The organism is Winogradskyella wandonensis, assembly GCF_004346845.1.
In the GTDB taxonomy this organism is placed as follows: domain Bacteria; phylum Bacteroidota; class Bacteroidia; order Flavobacteriales; family Flavobacteriaceae; genus Winogradskyella; species Winogradskyella wandonensis.
In genome coordinates, this window is record NZ_SMGI01000004.1 from 291,396 (window position 1) to 308,510 (window position 17,115).

Annotated in this window: 13 protein-coding genes; 9 read left to right on the forward strand and 4 right to left on the reverse strand. The window is 33.8% G+C overall.

All coding sequences use genetic code 11. From position 1 onward, the window contains the following. Positions 1 to 17: 17 nt before the first annotated feature. Positions 18 to 1,076 carry a helix-turn-helix domain-containing protein gene (locus DFQ05_RS12195; RefSeq protein ID WP_132705693.1) on the reverse strand — a complete coding sequence of 353 codons (1,059 nt, stop codon included), beginning with the start codon at positions 1,074 to 1,076 and terminating at the stop codon, positions 18 to 20. Between the two features lie 102 nt (positions 1,077 to 1,178). Between DFQ05_RS12195 and DFQ05_RS12200 the strand changes: the two genes are divergently transcribed. The 4 genes from DFQ05_RS12200 (at position 1,179) to lipB (ending at position 3,328) form a co-directional block, all read left to right on the forward strand. Further along, positions 1,179 to 1,337, forward strand: a complete 159-nt coding sequence (locus tag DFQ05_RS12200) for a YqaE/Pmp3 family membrane protein (RefSeq protein ID WP_073084941.1) — start codon at positions 1,179 to 1,181, stop codon at positions 1,335 to 1,337. Between the two features lie 51 nt (positions 1,338 to 1,388). Beyond that, positions 1,389 to 1,751 (forward strand): nuclear transport factor 2 family protein, encoded by a 363-nt coding sequence (locus DFQ05_RS12205; RefSeq protein ID WP_073084943.1) that lies wholly within the window; start codon positions 1,389 to 1,391, stop codon positions 1,749 to 1,751. A 94-nt stretch (positions 1,752 to 1,845) separates the two neighbouring features. After that, entirely contained in the window at positions 1,846 to 2,637 is a 792-nt protein-coding gene (locus DFQ05_RS12210) for a hypothetical protein (RefSeq protein ID WP_132705694.1), read from the forward strand. Further along, complete coding sequence (gene lipB / locus DFQ05_RS12215) at positions 2,630 to 3,328, forward strand: lipoyl(octanoyl) transferase LipB (protein ID WP_132705695.1); 699 nt, start codon at positions 2,630 to 2,632, stop codon at positions 3,326 to 3,328. Before DFQ05_RS12210 ends, lipB begins: the two co-directional genes overlap by 8 nt. Here lipB and DFQ05_RS12220 read toward each other — a convergent pair. The 3 genes from DFQ05_RS12220 to DFQ05_RS12230 all read right to left on the reverse strand — a co-directional run bounded on the left by DFQ05_RS12220 (position 3,325) and on the right by DFQ05_RS12230 (position 7,421). Next, a complete protein-coding gene (locus DFQ05_RS12220) occupies positions 3,325 to 4,374 on the reverse strand; it encodes a nucleoid-associated protein (RefSeq protein ID WP_132705697.1) in 1,050 nt (349 codons plus the stop codon). The genes lipB and DFQ05_RS12220 overlap by 4 nt on opposite strands. Positions 4,375 to 4,442: 68 nt before the next feature. Continuing rightward, on the reverse strand, positions 4,443 to 6,788 hold the full coding sequence (locus DFQ05_RS12225) for a hypothetical protein (protein ID WP_132705698.1): 2,346 nt from the start codon (positions 6,786 to 6,788) through the stop codon (positions 4,443 to 4,445). A gap of 30 nt (positions 6,789 to 6,818) precedes the next feature. Then, positions 6,819 to 7,421 (reverse strand): ribonuclease HII, encoded by a 603-nt coding sequence (locus DFQ05_RS12230; protein ID WP_132705700.1) that lies wholly within the window; start codon positions 7,419 to 7,421, stop codon positions 6,819 to 6,821. Positions 7,422 to 7,625: 204 nt separating this feature from the next. On the opposite strand from DFQ05_RS12230, the gene DFQ05_RS12235 reads away from it, so the two are divergent. From DFQ05_RS12235 to DFQ05_RS12255, 5 genes are all read left to right on the forward strand, one after another. Further along, complete coding sequence (locus DFQ05_RS12235) at positions 7,626 to 10,706, forward strand: SusC/RagA family TonB-linked outer membrane protein (protein ID WP_132705701.1); 3,081 nt, start codon at positions 7,626 to 7,628, stop codon at positions 10,704 to 10,706. 12 nt (positions 10,707 to 10,718) lie between these two features. Further along, entirely contained in the window at positions 10,719 to 12,131 is a 1,413-nt protein-coding gene (locus tag DFQ05_RS12240; protein ID WP_132705703.1) for a RagB/SusD family nutrient uptake outer membrane protein, read from the forward strand. A gap of 18 nt (positions 12,132 to 12,149) precedes the next feature. After that, positions 12,150 to 12,968, forward strand: a complete 819-nt coding sequence (locus tag DFQ05_RS12245; RefSeq protein ID WP_132705704.1) for a hypothetical protein — start codon at positions 12,150 to 12,152, stop codon at positions 12,966 to 12,968. A gap of 115 nt (positions 12,969 to 13,083) precedes the next feature. After that, positions 13,084 to 14,820 (forward strand): FG-GAP-like repeat-containing protein, encoded by a 1,737-nt coding sequence (locus DFQ05_RS12250; RefSeq protein WP_158281917.1) that lies wholly within the window; start codon positions 13,084 to 13,086, stop codon positions 14,818 to 14,820. Positions 14,821 to 14,958: 138 nt separating this feature from the next. Then, the gene (locus DFQ05_RS12255) at positions 14,959 to 16,932 is read left to right on the forward strand and encodes a putative porin (protein WP_241974267.1); all 1,974 of its coding nucleotides are present in this window, start codon (positions 14,959 to 14,961) and stop codon (positions 16,930 to 16,932) included. Positions 16,933 to 17,115: the final 183 nt, after the last annotated feature.

Consider the following 17,115-nt stretch of genomic DNA (forward strand, 5'->3'; position numbering starts at 1 on the left):
AGGTTGTAATTTTTTAACTAACTAAAAAATAGACTTTTAGCATCTTCTCGAGATTGTACATTAAGCTTTTTGTAAATGTTGTTAGTGTGCGTTTTTACTGTGCTAACGCTTAGAAAAAGTGTTTCGGCAATATCTTTGTTGGTTTTATCTTGAAGCAATAAGTCTAAAACAACACGCTCTTGTTTGGATAATTTATCCTTTAAGCGTTGCTTAGATTGTTTTTTGGCGTTGCGTTTCTGTAAAATAAAATAAATATTTCCTACTAAAGACAAACCTAAAATACCGTAAAGCAGATACTGCCAATACATGCTAGAGTTGGTTTTATCAGAAGTGGAAATCATAAACTTGTCCGAAGCCAATTCGTTAGTGTATTGTTTAGTGTAAGTAGACTCTGGATAGGCAAGTAGAAGCTTTGTCTTTAAATCATCATAGTAGTTGTTTTTCGATAAATCTTCGACATAATAATTATGCAAATCACTTGTTCTATCAGATAAATAAGCATAAATATAGAGCTCAGCTAGTGGTTCATTTAGAGATTTTCCAAAGTTTTGAAGCGTTTTAAACCATTTTCTGTTGTTTAATTTTCGGTTGGTTTCACTTCTAAATTCACCATAGGCAAACTTCATATCTTGTTTTAAAGAATCAATTTTTACAAAAGCATTGGCCTTTGGATTAGTAGAAATGATATTGCAAAAGACCTCGTTATCAAAAGAAAAAGGAAGTTCTAAATTGTCGTTGTTATTTGCAATAAAAATCAGCGCTTTGCTATCGCTGCAATGTCCGTTGAAATGATTAGAATCTTGAAGATTTTCGGAACATTTATCTACATGGATTCTGTAGATGCGGTTTGCTTCGTCTAGCATATTCCCAGTAAATTTAAAATAGCCATCAGCATTGGCAATAGTCTTGGCAATAATTTGCTCAGAATATACACCATCTATTTTTCTATAATCTTCTACCAAGGATAAATAGACTGTACTTTGCCATTCTTCGGCATCTATATATCCAGAGAAAGAATACTGTGCTTCACAAACGAAATAAACAAACAGTAAAAGAATGACAAGACGAATTCTCATAAAACGAATCTAATCATTTTTTTAGAAACACATCGCTTATCATTTTGTAACAATATTGTAGAATTTGCGTCATACCATTACATCAAATCAAAAAACAAAATTATGAGTTTCTGGAGAGTCCTTCTCGCAATTATTTTTCCACCTTTATCCGTCATAGGTAAAGGTTGTGGGTCTATATTAATCGTTTTTTTACTGTGGCTTTGCGGCTGGGTACCAGGTGTTATTGCGGCATTAGTAATTCTTAATAATCCTGAAAATTAAATAAGAAAATGATTAAATTACATATCTAAATTTTAATTAAATCAATAATTTATGACTACTCAAGAAATCGCCGACAAATTGGTAAGCTATTGTCGGAATGGCCAAGAAGCAAAGGCTTACGAAGAATTATACAGCCCAAATATTACTAGTGTAGAAATGCAAGAGCCAATGAAAGAAGTTCATGGTTTTGAAGGCATACAGAAAAAGGGTCAATGGTGGGAAGAAAATTTTGAGGTACATGGTACAAAAGTATCAGAACCTCTGGTGGCCGACAATCATTTTACCGTAAGATTTTGGATGGATACCACACACAAACCAAGCGGCTATCGGTCTCAGATGAATGAACTTGCCGTTTACCAAGTGAAAGATGGCAAAATCTGGAGAGAGCAATTTTTCTATGATGTAGAAGCGTAATTTTTCTAGATAATTAAATTGAAAGCCCAACAGAATTTAATGTTGGGCTTTTCTTATTTAAGGCTATCTTTGTATTGAAAATAATTGATATATAATGAAAAAACTTATTGTAATTCTTACTTTTTTGAGCTTTCTAACAAGCTGTAATGTTACCGAAACTATTGTGTTTAACGAAGATGGTTCCGGTGAATTTATCTCCTCTTTTGATATGGGAGAAATGATGGCTCAAATGAAGGCAATGGGCGGTGATACCGAGAAGAAGGAAAAAGGAAAAGTTATGGATACAACTATGGTTTTTGCGGACATGATGGAGATTTACAAAGATAGTATTGCTGCTTTACCAGAAGATAAACAAGCAACTTTCGAAGCCATTAAGGATATGTACATGACCATGAAGATGGATGAAGACTCTGGCGAAATGAATATGGGTATTGGGATGAAGTTTAAGTCTATAGAAGACTTAAAGGGAATTCAAGAAAAAATTAAAAAAGCGCAGAGTATAAATCAGCAAGCCGACCAAGTAGACATGATGAAAAATCAGTCGCCTTTAGGGGCTCTAGAAGGCGGAAACGATAAGGTAGATTATAACATGACTGCGAACGGTTTTAGTAGAAAAACTACTGTGGGCGAAAAATCTGAGGAAGAAATCGAAGAGCTAAATAGCCTATTTAACGACGAGGCCGATGAGATGAGCAAAGAGTTTTTAAAGTATTTTGAAGCGTCCAAGTACACCATAAAGTTAGTGTTCCCAAAAAAAATTAAATCTGTAAGTGTTGAAGGCGCAAAGATTTCTGATGACGGAAAAACAGTTACTTATGCTGCTAGTTGGATGGATTATATAAAAAATCCTGAATTACTTGATGTAGACGTTACTTTTTATGAATAAAACCATAAAATTTGAAGATTTAGGCTCTAAAGATTTCAAAGAAACTTGGGATTATCAGGAGCAACTTTTTAAAGCTATTTTAGATACCAAAATAAAAAATAGAAGAGAAGATGCTGGTTTAGAAACAGATAATCATTTTCTTTTTGTAGAGCATCCGCATGTCTATACTTTGGGTAAGAGTGGTGACCTGTCTAATCTTTTGCTTTCTGAAGAACAGTTAAGAGAAAAAGGTGCAACGTTCTATAAAATTAATCGTGGTGGTGATATTACTTACCATGGTCCCGGACAAATTGTCGGATATCCTATTTTAGACTTAGATAATTTTTTTACAGATATACATAAGTATCTTCGCTTTCTGGAAGAATGTATTATCCTCACGTTAGCAGAATATGGATTGGATTGTATTCGTAGTCCAGGTGAAACAGGTGTTTGGCTTGATGTGGGCACGCCTTTTGCACGCAAAATTTGTGCTATGGGCGTAAGAGCAAGTCGTTGGGTAACCATGCACGGTTTTGCCCTAAACGTTAATGCGGATTTGGGTTATTTTGATAATATTATTCCTTGCGGCATAAGAGGTAAGGCCGTGACGTCGCTTCATGTAGAGTTGGGAATTGAAAAGGTTGAGGAAACAGAAGTTAAATCTAAAATTCTAAAGCATTTTACATCCCTTTTTGAGGCTAAATTTGTTTAACCTTCTTCATTAAAAAATACTTTGTAAAAGTGCATTTTCTTAGTCTCGTCATAACCACGTTCTAAGTACTCAGCTGATGCGTCAGGAGCATCTACATCAAGTTTTATTTGAATATTAGTATCGAGTTTAATTTCTGTTTTAATCTTCTGCTTTTGTTTTTTTAGCGCTACTTCAGATACATCAAATTGATTTCTAATTAAAACGCTATTTTCAGTCTCGTAGGTTTTTTTGTAATCTTCAAATTGCTGAATTTGGTCTTCAGTTTCAAAGATTTCTTCTTTAAATGTTTCAACATTTATAATTTCATTTTCTTTAAAAAAATCTACTGTTTTTGCTAAGAAATTGCTCTGTTCTTGGCCGCCAAAATGCGGCTGTAAAACCTCTTTAGAAAACTCTCTACATAGCTCAATGTAGTTTTTGGTATGTTGGTTACTATCGTCTGGGTATTTAATATTCAGAAAGCTTTTAATCCAATATTGCGTATCGTAATTATTGTTATCTACACTTAGAACAATTTTGCCTTCCATATCGGAGGTATTTAAAATCAAGCAGCCTTTGTCAACTTTTTTGGCTTGGATACCTTTCTGCACCAAAATATCGTAGTTATTTTGCTCTAAATAGGTCTGAAAAAATTCAGTTTTATTTTCGATTTTAAAAATACCAATAGCATCGGTAAAATAGTCTTGGTATTGTATGTTTTCGAAATGACAAACAAACACATCGCCAGTTTTTATTTGGGCAGAATTGCTTTGTTCGAAAAGATGGGTTACAATATGTTTTGATACATCGACAAAATTACCTTCGCCAGAAAATAGTTGCTCGCTGTAGGTGTTAATCTCGTTAAGGTCAACGTTAGAATGGTGATTAAATCGATACGTTTCAGCTACGCTTACAAAAGGTTTTAAAAGATAGGGTAAAATGAGTTGGTAGGTGGCCTCATCGAAATGAACGGTAGCATCGGAAAATGCATTTTTAGTACCATTAAATTTATTACCAACTTTATGAATTATTAAATCTTTTATTGAAGCTTTTTGTCGTTTAATCATCAGTGCAATACGTATTAAATTTACGAATTGCAATAGTACAAAATTAGCCACCAAAACTCAGTAGTCAACTAATTGATTTTATAAATACTTACAACGTCCGTGTCGCTCTGCGTGATAACAAACACATCTTTGTTTCTATGTAATTTTACAAGAGACGAAGCTGAAGTTCCGTAAACCGGAAAATTAGGTAACAATCTAGCTTGGCTATCAAAGACATAGACTTTACTGGATTGTAAATCTGTTGTAGTGATATAAATTTTGTTATTTAGATAAAAAATCTTTGGAGCTGTATAATTCCCAAAATCCAATTCGACGGTTTTATTGTTTACCTTTAATAAGTTGTCCGTTAATGATACTAACGTTTTACTAGTTGCTGTAAAGTTGGAGTCGCTGTTTAGACCGTGTTTGTTAAACTTTATAGTTCCGTTTGTATTAACTTCTGCGATTAATCCTGCTTTGGTAGTGGTAACAAATCTATTCCTGTAATTGTAAATAGAATTATTAGAAAAGTCTAAATCGCCTTTAACTTTAACGCGCTTTTGTCCTTGTCTGTTAAGAATTTCTAGTTTTTTTCCTTGTGAAAAAACAATATAATCTTTCGTGCCTATTCTAAAATGCTTGGGTTGGCTAGATATAGATTTAGAAGCGCTTTTGTATTTAAAACCGTTAACATGCTTACCCTTTACGTCGTACATCAAAAGATTTTTGTCTTGTGTAATTAAAAGCCGATAGTTTTTTTGTTTGTCGTAATCAAATACAGATAGCGGTTGCGTAATAGGCTCAGAAAATTTTAAAGGAAATGGACTAACTACTCTACCATTTCTATCTATAACATGTAGTTGATTTGCTGTAGCAAAAGCCAATTGTAATTTTCCGTTGTTGTAAATATCAATTTGCTCTATTTTTCCAAGAACGGGTCCGTCTAGTTGTTTTTTCCATTGTACTCTTCCGCTTTTAGAAATCTGATAAAGAAAATTATTTACATCTTGTACTAGAATATCCGAACCACCAGTTACATGATTTTTTACAGTTTGTGCTGGTGCAATTAGTTCAGCAGGTAATTCTATGCTGAAGCTTTCGGTAACTGAGTTTTTTTGTGCTCGTTTTTTGCTTTTAGCATATACGCCATTTATATGTGCAAAATCGTTTTCAGCAATATATTGAATAACATTACAATTAAATCCTGCAGAATTTCGATTTAGATATTTTTCTAACCCTTTTTCGTTCTTATAGATTAGCAAAGATGAATTTGAAGCTATCTTTTCTGTGACACTTAGCCATTTTTCAGATTCTGAAAGTGTTTTGTTGTTAACCTTAGAATCGATAATATGTTTAAGTATTTCTAAGTTATCCGATAAGACTAAAAAATTCTCTAAGACAAACCCGTAATTTGTTTTATGAAATTCAAAAAAAGGAGAGAAATCTTCTTCAAAAAGTACTGGCTTAGACAACTTAAAAATTTCAGCCTTTTTATGTGTCTCTTGAATAGAGATGTCGATTAGTCCACTTTTTAGTATATCTATGTCTAAAAAGTTAATTGCAATAGCGGTTCCTATACTAGTCTCAATAAATGCAATCTCGTTACTTAGGGATAACAACCCTGTTTTTGTGGAATCCTTTTTAGCAAGATTCCTAGTTTTAAGATTTTTATAAAATGTATCGAAATCATCAAAAGCAACACGCTTAAAACTTTCTGCGTTTTCCGGAATAATTTTGGCGAGATTAAATGTCTGAGGTTTTGTGTTTTTAAATGCGCTAAAAAAGTAGCTGCTATCTTGGCTTACAGTTACTCCGTTGAATGCTATTGCATCTATTTCGCTGGTGATATCTAAAATGTCATACTTTGAAATTGAATCAGCGTTGCGATTTTTTTCAAAAAGAAGTTCATTGTTAATTGAATTTTTAAAAAGAATTGAAGCTGTGCTATTTTCTGAAGATGTCGAAAATAACGCTTTAACTTCTAGGTTCTCATTATCATTTATTGTTTTTACAAGCCTTACATCTTTTGAGGCGAAAAATATGCTATCAACCACGCGATGGTAAATCGTATCATTTTTAAATATGGATTTAAAAATAGTTTTGTCCTGTGTCGATTCTGTTTTTAATAATGAATCTTTTCGTATAAGGTCTTTATGATATTTGGAAATTAAGGCAGCACTTTGGTTGGCAAAACTAAGATATAAAGGCTGTTCTATATTTATAAATCCCGTATGATTGATTAGGGAGTCTATTTTAAGTTCTTTAAACGGTAAGTTAAGATTCTGAAGTTCTTTAAAACTTTCAAGATTATTAATCTTAATTATAGTATGGTGTTGTTGTGGAATAAAATCTAATGCATCACTTTTTTTTGTGTAACGCTTAGAGCATGAAAATAAATTAACAATTAATAGAATGTAAACAAAGTGTTTTCTCATTACCGTTATGTTTCCACAAATATAAAAGACTTATAAATCTAACGTGTATTGTTCAGGGAGTAATCTAAAGGATTTACGATGGTATTTTGTGACACCATACTTTTTTATTGCAGCTCGATGCTCTTTTGATGGGTAACCTTTATTTTTTTTCCAATTATACATTGGAAATTCTTCATGTATTTTTTCCATATATAAGTCACGATACGTTTTTGCCAAAATAGAAGCCGCTGCTATACTAAGATACTTACTATCACCTTTAATTATAGTTTGATGAGGTATGTTACTATAAGGTTTAAACTTATTGCCATCCACAATAATAAATGAGGGCTGTACTGTAAGTTTAGAAATAGACGCATGCATGGCCTTTATCGAAGCGTTTAATATGTTTACAGTGTCTATTTCCTCTTCATGTATATGACTTACTGCAAATGCAATAGCTTCGCATTCAATAATTGGTTTTAGTAAAAGTCTTTTAGATTCTGATAATTGCTTAGAGTCATTAAGAAGCAAATTAGAGAAATCAGGGTTTAAAATAACAGCGGCTGCGGTAACGGGACCAGCTAGGCAGCCTCGTCCGGCTTCGTCGGTTCCGCATTCAAAATTTTGGTTCGAGAATGTTTTTATTAATGCCATAAAATAGGGATTTGAAAATTACATTCAATTATTAAAATAGCAATATTTCTGTAGGGTATATTTCGATTATGCAAAAGAATAATTTCGATATTGCTGTATTATTAAGTTTTAAGCATCTTTCTTTAACATTTTTTTGTGTCTTTCCCTTGGATTTTTAATATTTTATTATGATGTTTGCGGAAGACTAACTCAAATAATTGTTTTATGAAATTAAAGTTAACATGGTTATTAACGCTTTTTATGGCGTTTGTAATGCAACTTTCTTTTGGACAAGAGAAAGACATTACGGGTACGGTTACAGCAGCCTCGGACGGATTACCGTTGCCAGGCGTAAATGTAATTGTTAAAGGTACCGCAAGAGGTACGCAAACAGACTTTGATGGTAAGTATTCTATCAAGGCAAAAGCAGGAGATGTACTTGTCTTCTCATTCGTTAGTATGAAAACTACCGAAAAAACGGTTGGAGCTTCTAATGTCATTAATTTAGTAATGGCGGATGATGTGGCTTCACTAGAAGAGGTTGTTATAACGGGTTACAGTGGTGCTAAGAATAGTGCTAAAGTAGCTTCAGCTTTATCTACCGTTAGTAGTGAATCTATTGAACAAGTACCTATTAACTCTATTGACCAAGTATTACAGGGTAATGCAGCTGGTGTAAGTGTTAACACAGGGTCTGGGCAGCCAGGACAAAGTGCTACTATTATCATTAGGGGGCGTGCTTCGATAAACGGTGATATAGAGCCTTTATTCGTAATTGATGGAATTCCTGTAGACCAGGATAACTTCCGAAGTTTAAACCAGAATGACATTGAAAGTATGTCTGTACTTAAGGATGCGGCTGCAACTGCAATTTACGGAAACAGAGGTGCTGGGGGTGTTATTTTAATTACAACAAAAAGAGGTAAAAAGGGTTCAGGATTAAAAGTTCAGTATAGAACTCTATATGGATTATCAAGAAATCCTAATGCTAATTTTGATGTAATGGACACGCGTCAATTACTTACTTGGAGAAGAGATATTCTTGGATCAGGTTTTGGTAGTAACTTCACAGATGCAGAAATCGCAGCACAGCCAAATACAGATTGGTCAGATATCTTCTTTAGAGATGGTATTAATCAGTCACATGAATTTGTTGTAACACAAGGTGGTGAATTAAACACTTCTTATACTTCGTTAAATTATTTCGAGCAAGAAGGAACAACTTTAGGTAGTAAGCTGCAGCGTTTTTCTGCTAGAACTAACTTTAGTGGTAATACCTCTGATAATAAATTTAGTTATTCAACAGGATTAACAGTTAACTACTCTAAAAGTAGCTTTATTGTTGATGCAGCAAGAGGTGGCAATACCGGTGGTCAGTTAGATAATGCCTTCATTGTACCTTACATTGGACTTCCTTATTTAGACCCATTCAATGCAGACGGTTCTTTGAATATTTTTGGTACACAAGCTTCTGGTGCTTTTGATGGTGCTGGTAACTTAAGTCCTGGTGGAGCTAATGGATTTGTTAACACGCCATTTATTGCTCTAAACACAGTAAGATTAAATCCTGATGTTGAAAGAGAATTTAGAGGAATTGGTACTTTATCGGGAGATTATAATTTTGTAAAGAATTTAACGGCTTCTGCTACTTTTGGTATTGATTATACCAACGTGGAGTCATTAAACATTGTTTCCCCTGGAAGTATTAGAGGTTTAATTACTCCAACTGCAGGTTCTGCAAATAAGGGAAGTCAATCTGAAAGCTTCTTTAGAAGAGCAAGTTTTAATATGAACGCTTCCTTGCGTTACGTGAACGACTTTTTTAGTGACAAGCTCAATTTAAACGCTGCTGTTTTTGGTGAGTATAACTATACGAATTTCCAAAATGCTGGTTTTACAGCGTTTGGTTTAAATCCTGCTTTACCAGGTTCGGGTGCTGGATTTACACCAGGTACAGTGGTTGAGAACGGAGGGAATCCTTATATTCCGAATGTATTTTCTACAGAATCAGAAATTGCTTTAGCTTCTATATTTGGTAGTATTTCTTTAGATTGGGATGGTAAGTACGGTTTTGAGGGTACAATAAGACGCGATGGAACTTCTCGTTTTGTTACTAACCGTTACGGTACTTTCTGGTCTGTTGCAGGTCGTTGGAATATTGACAATGAGCCTTTTATGGAAGGTGTGGACTGGGTTAATACTTTAAAGTTAAGAGCAAGTTATGGTACGGTAGGTAATCAAGGTGTTGGTTCTATCTACGAAGGATTACAAACTGTTGGAGCTGGTGTAGGTTATCAAAACTCGGTTTCTTATTCTGTAACTAATTTAAGAGATTCAAACATTAAGTGGGAAGAAAAGACTTCAGCTAACATCGGTTTAAGTTTTGGTTTCTTTAATAATAGATTAACTGGTGAATTAGATTTTTACCGTGACTACACTAACGATTTATTCGATGGGCGCTTGTTATCTACTGCTGGGACAGGTTTTGGCAGTGTAACAACAAACGTAGCTGAGATGAGTAATACAGGTGTTGATTTACAAATATCTTACGACTTACTAAGAAAGTCTGATACTAATAATTGGTCAATTAGATTGAATGCCAATGGAAACTATAACAAAAATGAAGTGGAGCTTGTTTCTAGTGATACTGGCTTTACTGGTAATACGCTTCGTGTTCAAGAAGGACGACCAATATTTACATGGTTTTTACCACGTTGGGCAGGTGTAAACCCAGCAAACGGTGATCCACTTTATTTAGATGCTGATGGTAATTTAACAGATGTTTTCTCTAACAACAATGCTGTATATTTAGACAAAAATTTTGACCCTACATATACTGGTGGTTTTGGTGCTGATATCTCTTACAAAAACTTTACACTTAATTCTTTATTCTCTTTTGCAGCGGATAGATGGAGACAGAACAGTTCTCTTGCGATTGTAGAAGACGTTGGTTTAGCTGGATTTGCAAATCAATCTGTTTCAATGTTAAATGCATGGACTACTCCGGGCCAAATTACAGATATTCCGGCCTTAAGTAATGGAGGATTAAGGGCTGTTGATGGTGATAGATATCTAGAAGATGCTTCATTCCTAAGATTAAGAAATGTAACCTTAGCTTACAACTTTGATTCTGAGACATTAGCGAAGTCAAATATATTTACAGCCGCTAGATTATACTTACAAGGAACTAACCTAATTACATGGTCAAAATGGAGAGGGTTCGATCCAGAAGGTAATGGTTCTACGGGATTCTTCGATTATCCTGTTGCAAGAACCTTTACTGTAGGTTTTGATTTAACTTTTTAAAAAAAAAATAATATGAAAAATAATTTATTAATAGCTTTTTTATTCTCTATTACATTAATGGGGTGTAGCGATCAATTAGAACGCTTTCCGATTGATTCGTTAGTTGAGGAAACAGCTTTTCAAACTGTTGAAGATTTACAAAGAGGTCTTTCAGCGGTGATTGGAAATTATAGTCCGTCAGCGCTTGTAAATCATAATTCTGTGTTTACAGACAACTGTAAACTTGGAGTTAACAATGGAGGACAACAATTAAATAATTTAAACCAAATTTTAGATTCTCAAACAGGAGGCGCTGGGTTATGGAACAATCGTTATGGCATGATTAACGATGCTAACCGATTATTTGCGGCGGCGGAACGTATTACACCTGACGCTTCCGAGCAAGCAGATTATAATAACATACTTGGGCAGGCATACGCTTTTAGAGCGCTTGCACACTGGGATTTATTATTATATTTTGGCTTTGATGTAACTAATCCTTCTGCTGAAGGAGTTCCATACATTGATTTCGTATCTACTACTGCTACTCCAGCTAGAAATACAGTAGGAGAAGTGCTTACTGGCATACAAGATGATTTAACAGAAGCTAAAACACGTTTAGCTGGTGCTACGGATATTAGTTTTGCAACTCCTGATTTTGTAGATTTTGTTAGAGCTAGAATAGCATTAGAAACTGGGGATTACCCGACTGCTGTTTCATTAGCATCTTCAATAATAGCAAGTTATCCGTTAGCAGACCAATCTCAGTATTTTAATATGTTTAATGAAGATGCCGACACAACTGAGGTAATCTGGAGATATGACAATGTACAAGGCTTTAGTTATAATATTGCTGGTACTTGGATTTTTACTGGAACAGGTGGAGGTTTTGTAGAAATGTCAAATGAATTGTTTGGTTTATTAGATCCTTCAGATGTGAGACAGGCTGTTAATGTAGATCCTGCTAGTTTACTAGGAGCGGCTGGGGCTAATCCTGAAATTTTAATTGGTAAATACCCGCCAAATGCAGATACTCAATACATTAACGATTTTAAGGGTATGCGCGTGTCTGAGGCGTATTTAATACGTGCCGAGGCTAACGCAAGACTATCTCAATTTGGTCCAGCTGCAAATGATGTTGCCGCCATTAGAAGTGCTAGATTTGGTACTACTGTAGCTCCATTAACGTATTCGAGTGTTGCTAATGCAATAGAGGATATCATAGCAGAGCGTAGATTGGAACTTGCATATGAAGGACACAGATATAATGATATCAAAAGAGTTAGAGATGTACTAAATGTTGGTATTGAGAGAATTGATGCTGATTGTGTTGATTTAGGCTCTTTCCCTTGTACATTACCAGTGGACTCTGAGAAGTGGATATTTCCTATTCCTCAAGCTGAAATCAATGCGAATACTAACTTGACTCAGGCTCCTGGCTATTAAAATAAAAAATTTATTATTATGAAAAACATATTTAAACTTTTTGCTTTTTCGTTTATTCTCATGACACTTGGTTGTGAGGAAGAGACGATTATATATGGCAATTCAACATTTGTTCAGTTAGCGAACTCAAACAATGTTTCTGTTGTTGAGAATAGCGGACAGACAGTAACTGTTGCTGCAATTCTCGGGGCTCCACAATCTAGTGATGTAGTAGTCAATTTTGATATAAGTGGATCAGCTGCACCAAGTCGCTACGATTTATCTGCGACTTCTTTTACTATTCCTGCAGGAGACACCTCAGGCAGTATTTCTTTAACTCCTATTGATAACGATGATATGGATGGTGATGCTGAGATAATTTTCACTTTAGCATCTTCATCAGGTTTACCTATTGGTATTGGTGGAGAGGGTATTAACGCAATTAGTAAGAAAATTACTATTGTTGATGACAATGTTCCATGTAATGATTTCTTATTGACTGTTAATAATGATACATTTGGATCAGAAACTTTTTGGGATATTTTAGATGGAGACGGTAATACCGTAGCGAGCGGTGGTACTTATTCTGATGTTTCAGGAGGCTCTACAGAACAGGAAACATTTACATTAGAAGATGGTTGTTATACTTTTAGAATGTTTGATTTCTGGGGAGATAATGGTGCTGGATTTGTTTTACAATGTGAAGCTTTAATTGCAGCAGAAGATAACGGAACTCTTAATGGTATACCAGGTTTAGACGTTAGTACTGTTCCTTCTCCTGGGTTCAGACCAGCTTCTGGTCCTGCTGACCCATACGATGGTTTTGCAGAGGCTTATGATTTCTGTGTTAATCAGTAATCTTTACATCAATTCAAATTAAAAAAGAGCTGCCAGTTTTAGGTAGCTCTTTTATTTATACATACACATTATTTTTCTTTAAATTACAATTCCTTTTTAGCTACAGATGATTAGAATGAGACTCATCCAGATTTTACTTTTTGTGACGGCATCATCATCTTTTGGTCAGATTTTATTTGAAGATGAGGCTTCTTTACGTGGGTTGGATATTACAACACCCTCTGACGGTAATGGATTAGGTATTAGTTTTGTTGACTATGATAATGATGGTCTTGATGATTTAACAATACCTTCAAGAGGAAATCAAGAGTTGAAATTTTATAAGAATTTTGGAGGTTTCTTTGTGAAACAAGATCTTATATTACCTCCGATAACATACCCTACACGCTCAATATCTTGGGTTGATTATGACAACGATGGTGACAAAGATTTATTTGTAGTCAGTGATAGTCACGGAAATAGATTATTTAATAGAAATTCAAGTGGAAATTTTGTTGACGTAACTCTATCGTCTGGATTATTTACCGATAACGTTTTTACTTATAGTGTTTCTTGGGGAGATATACAGAATGATGGATGTTTAGATTTATTTTTTTCAAATAGAACGACCAACACTTTATTTCCTAATTTCTTGTTCAAAAATAACTGTGATGGCACATTTACTAACGTTAGTTCACTTGCAGGAATATCTTCAGAATCTCGTCTGACATTTGGGGCTTCTTTTTTTGATTATAATAAAGATGGTTTTCAAGATATTTATTTAATTAACGACAAAAGTTTTTCAAATAGGCTCTACAAGAATAATGGTGATAGTACATTTACGGACGTCAGTGCACTCACCGGAGCTGGTATAACAGCAGATGCTATGTCTGTTACAATAGATGATTATAATTCTGATGGTTTTCTAGATATATATATAACCAACACAGATATAATTTATGCTGATTCTAATAGGATACCAGGAAATATATTATTGAAAAATGTTGATGGCAATCATTTTGAAGATGTCTCCGCTGAAAGTTCCGTAGATTTGTTTGGATGGTGTTGGGGAGCTAATTTTTTGGATGCTGACAATGATTCTGATTTAGATTTATATGTAAGCTGCTTATATGTAACACCCCCATCAATTGATTCATATGGTTTTTTTGAGAATTCAAACCTTAATCAATTCCATTTACCTTCTAGCATTGCTTTTTTACAAAATAATTATAATAGCTATGGATGCGCTGTTGGAGATGTAAACAGTGACGGAAAGGTTGATATTGCCGTTATTAATGATTCAGCAAGTATTCCTAATATTTGGATTAATAAAACCCTTAATGATAACAATTATTTAGCTATAGATTTAGAAGGAACTGCTGCTAATAAGGACGGAGTAGGTTCGTTAATAGAAGTTACAATTTCTGGAGATAGGCAATACCGATATATTTTAAATGGAGAAGGTTACATTTCGCAAAATTCTTTTATAGAATACTTTGGTTTAGGAGATGCCTCCATTGTGGATGAATTAAAGATAACTTGGCTTAGTGGTACGGTCGATATTTTTTATAATATAGCTGCTAACCAAACTCTAAACATAGTTGAAGGGTCATCTTCGACTCTTAGTGCGAACGGGTTGTCTAGAGAATTTCTGCATATTTATCCAAATCCGGCTATTGATACAACAAACATATCTTCGTACAGTATTATAAATACTGTAATTCTATATAATAGTTTTGGACAAGAGGTTTATTCTAAAGAGGTAAATTCAAAATCCATTAAACTAGATTTGTTAGATTTTATGTCAGGAATTTATTTTCTAAAGATTTCTACTGATAAATCTACAATTGTGAAGAAAATTATAAAACAATAAGGCTAAAAATAATAAGTCTTATTATTTTTTAGTGTTTTATTTGTTACGGAATATTTTAGAATGCGTCCATAGAACGACTCATTTGAGTCGCTTTTTTTTATTACTATTTAACTACCTTTACGTTTTATTCCTGAATAAATGATAAGATATTTTTTATTGTTAGTCGCTATGCTTTCTGTGATTGGTGTTCATTCTCAGGTAAAGACAAAGCAAGAACAAAAGAAAAAGCCCGTAATAGTTACAGACACCACTACTGTAAATAAGAGTAAATCGAATATATCTAGTTCTTTATCAGGAGAGGCTTTAATATTCGACTACAAAATTATCTCAAGAAACAACGACACTACATTTGTAGATACTACCTTAACAATTAAAAAAGAGTATAGGTATAATTATCTACGAAAGGATAACTTTAATCTTATGCAGTTTGCAAACACAGGGCAAACATACAACACCCTTAGTTTTGACAATGCATCAGATAATATAGTTCCAAAATTTGCTGCACAAGCACGACATTTTAATTATATGGATGTCGATGATATTAAATACTATCATGTTCCTACACCGTTAACCGATTTATATTTCAAAACTGTTTTTTCTCAAGGTCAGACGTTAGATGCTTTTTTTACTGTAAACACCTCGAGGCAATTTAATTTTTCAATTGCATACAAGGGATTAAGGTCTTTAGGGAATTATCAAAATGCGTTAACAAGTACCGGTAATTTTAGATTCACTACAAATTATCAAACGAGGAATGGACGCTATAAAATGCGAGGACATATCGTCATGCAAGACTTGTTAAATCAAGAAAATGGTGGTCTGACAGACGAGGATATTCAGCGCTTTATTAATGACGAGGAAGAAATCCAAGACCGTTCGGTGTTTGATCCTAATTTCGAAAATGCAGAAAATAATCTAGAAGGAAAGCGATTTCATCTCGAGCAGTCTTACGATATCCTTTCAAAAAAAGATAGTATAAAAGATTACAAGCTATCGTTGGTAAATACCGTATCCTTCGAAGATAAGTTTTACGAATACAACCAGTCCGCGGCAGTAAATAGTTTTTTTGGAGATTCTTTTACTAATACAATAGAAGATAGAGTAACCCTTGAAGATTTTTATTCAGATCTGGGGCTAACCTTTCAGAATACGGTATTAGGAAAAATAGCTTTTAAAATTAACTATACAAATATCAATTACGGCTACAACAGCCTAGTGTCTTTAAATAATCAATTAATTACTAATAGAATTAAAGAAGATTTTTTTGGTTTTAACGGTTCATATAAAAACCAAATAGGAAAATTTAATGTTTCTGGAAGTGTAGGAGCCAACCTGTCAGATAGAATAAAAGGCAATTTTTTGGACGCTAATTTTTCTTACGAGTTTTCTAAGAATCTTAGTTTTTTCGGAAAATTAAATATAAATAATAGCTTACCAAACTATAATCATCTCTTATATCAGAGCGGATACGCAAATTATAACTGGGATAATCAAAACAATTTCGATACTGTAAAATCTCAACAATTATCTTTCGGCATCCAGTCAGAAAAATATCTTAATGCTCATGTCGATATTTCTAATATAGATAATTATACGTTTTTTAATCTTGAATCTCAGCAAGACGGTGTTAAGATTATAAAACCAATACAGTACAATAGTTCAATTCAATATCTTAGAGTAAAAGTTCAAAAAGAAATTCGTTTAGGAAAATTCGCCTTGGATAATACCATAATGTATCAGAATGTGACAAGCGATACTGATGTACTGAACGTTCCTTCGTTAATAACCAGAAATACATTTTACTACACTGATGAAGTTTTTAAAAAAGCACTTAAGTTTCAAACGGGTGTAATTTTTAATTATTTTTCAGAGTATAATGCAAACGGTTACGACCCTTTATTAGCAGAATTTTATACTCAAAATGAAATAAAGATTGGAGGTTTTCCAAGACTAGACTTTTTTATTAACGCAAAAGTTAGACAAACCAGAATTTATTTAAAAGCAGAACACTTTAACTCATCATTTACTGGTAGAGATTATTTTTCTGCACCCAACTATCCTTACAGAGACTTTACAGTTCGTTTCGGTTTGGTTTGGAATTTCTTTTTATAATTTTGGCGTTACCTCGCTTTCAGCGGGTCAGGCTTTCCGTTCCAAGTCCTCGCGAGTCTACCAAAAGGATTTGGTAGACTTACTGTGTGCTATCCACTACAATCCCTAACGCGGGCTTAATCATTAATCAGTTTATTAAACGGAAGTTTAGGTCAATGAGTTAACATAAGGCAAATTTTAATT

What these genes read in the sequence shown, in the direction of transcription:
- DFQ05_RS12195 (WP_132705693.1), bottom strand. Translation starts at nt 1,076, where the DNA reads ATGAGAATTCGTCTTGTCATTCTTTTACTGTTTGTTTATTTCGTTTGT.
- DFQ05_RS12200 (WP_073084941.1), top strand. Translation starts at nt 1,179, where the DNA reads ATGAGTTTCTGGAGAGTCCTTCTCGCAATTATTTTTCCACCTTTATCC.
- DFQ05_RS12205 (WP_073084943.1), top strand. Translation starts at nt 1,389, where the DNA reads ATGACTACTCAAGAAATCGCCGACAAATTGGTAAGCTATTGTCGGAAT.
- DFQ05_RS12210 (WP_132705694.1), top strand. Translation starts at nt 1,846, where the DNA reads ATGAAAAAACTTATTGTAATTCTTACTTTTTTGAGCTTTCTAACAAGC.
- lipB (WP_132705695.1), top strand. Translation starts at nt 2,630, where the DNA reads ATGAATAAAACCATAAAATTTGAAGATTTAGGCTCTAAAGATTTCAAA.
- DFQ05_RS12220 (WP_132705697.1), bottom strand. Translation starts at nt 4,374, where the DNA reads ATGATTAAACGACAAAAAGCTTCAATAAAAGATTTAATAATTCATAAA.
- DFQ05_RS12225 (WP_132705698.1), bottom strand. Translation starts at nt 6,788, where the DNA reads ATGAGAAAACACTTTGTTTACATTCTATTAATTGTTAATTTATTTTCA.
- DFQ05_RS12230 (WP_132705700.1), bottom strand. Translation starts at nt 7,421, where the DNA reads ATGGCATTAATAAAAACATTCTCGAACCAAAATTTTGAATGCGGAACC.
- DFQ05_RS12235 (WP_132705701.1), top strand. Translation starts at nt 7,626, where the DNA reads ATGAAATTAAAGTTAACATGGTTATTAACGCTTTTTATGGCGTTTGTA.
- DFQ05_RS12240 (WP_132705703.1), top strand. Translation starts at nt 10,719, where the DNA reads ATGAAAAATAATTTATTAATAGCTTTTTTATTCTCTATTACATTAATG.
- DFQ05_RS12245 (WP_132705704.1), top strand. Translation starts at nt 12,150, where the DNA reads ATGAAAAACATATTTAAACTTTTTGCTTTTTCGTTTATTCTCATGACA.
- DFQ05_RS12250 (WP_158281917.1), top strand. Translation starts at nt 13,084, where the DNA reads ATGAGACTCATCCAGATTTTACTTTTTGTGACGGCATCATCATCTTTT.
- DFQ05_RS12255 (WP_241974267.1), top strand. Translation starts at nt 14,959, where the DNA reads ATGATAAGATATTTTTTATTGTTAGTCGCTATGCTTTCTGTGATTGGT.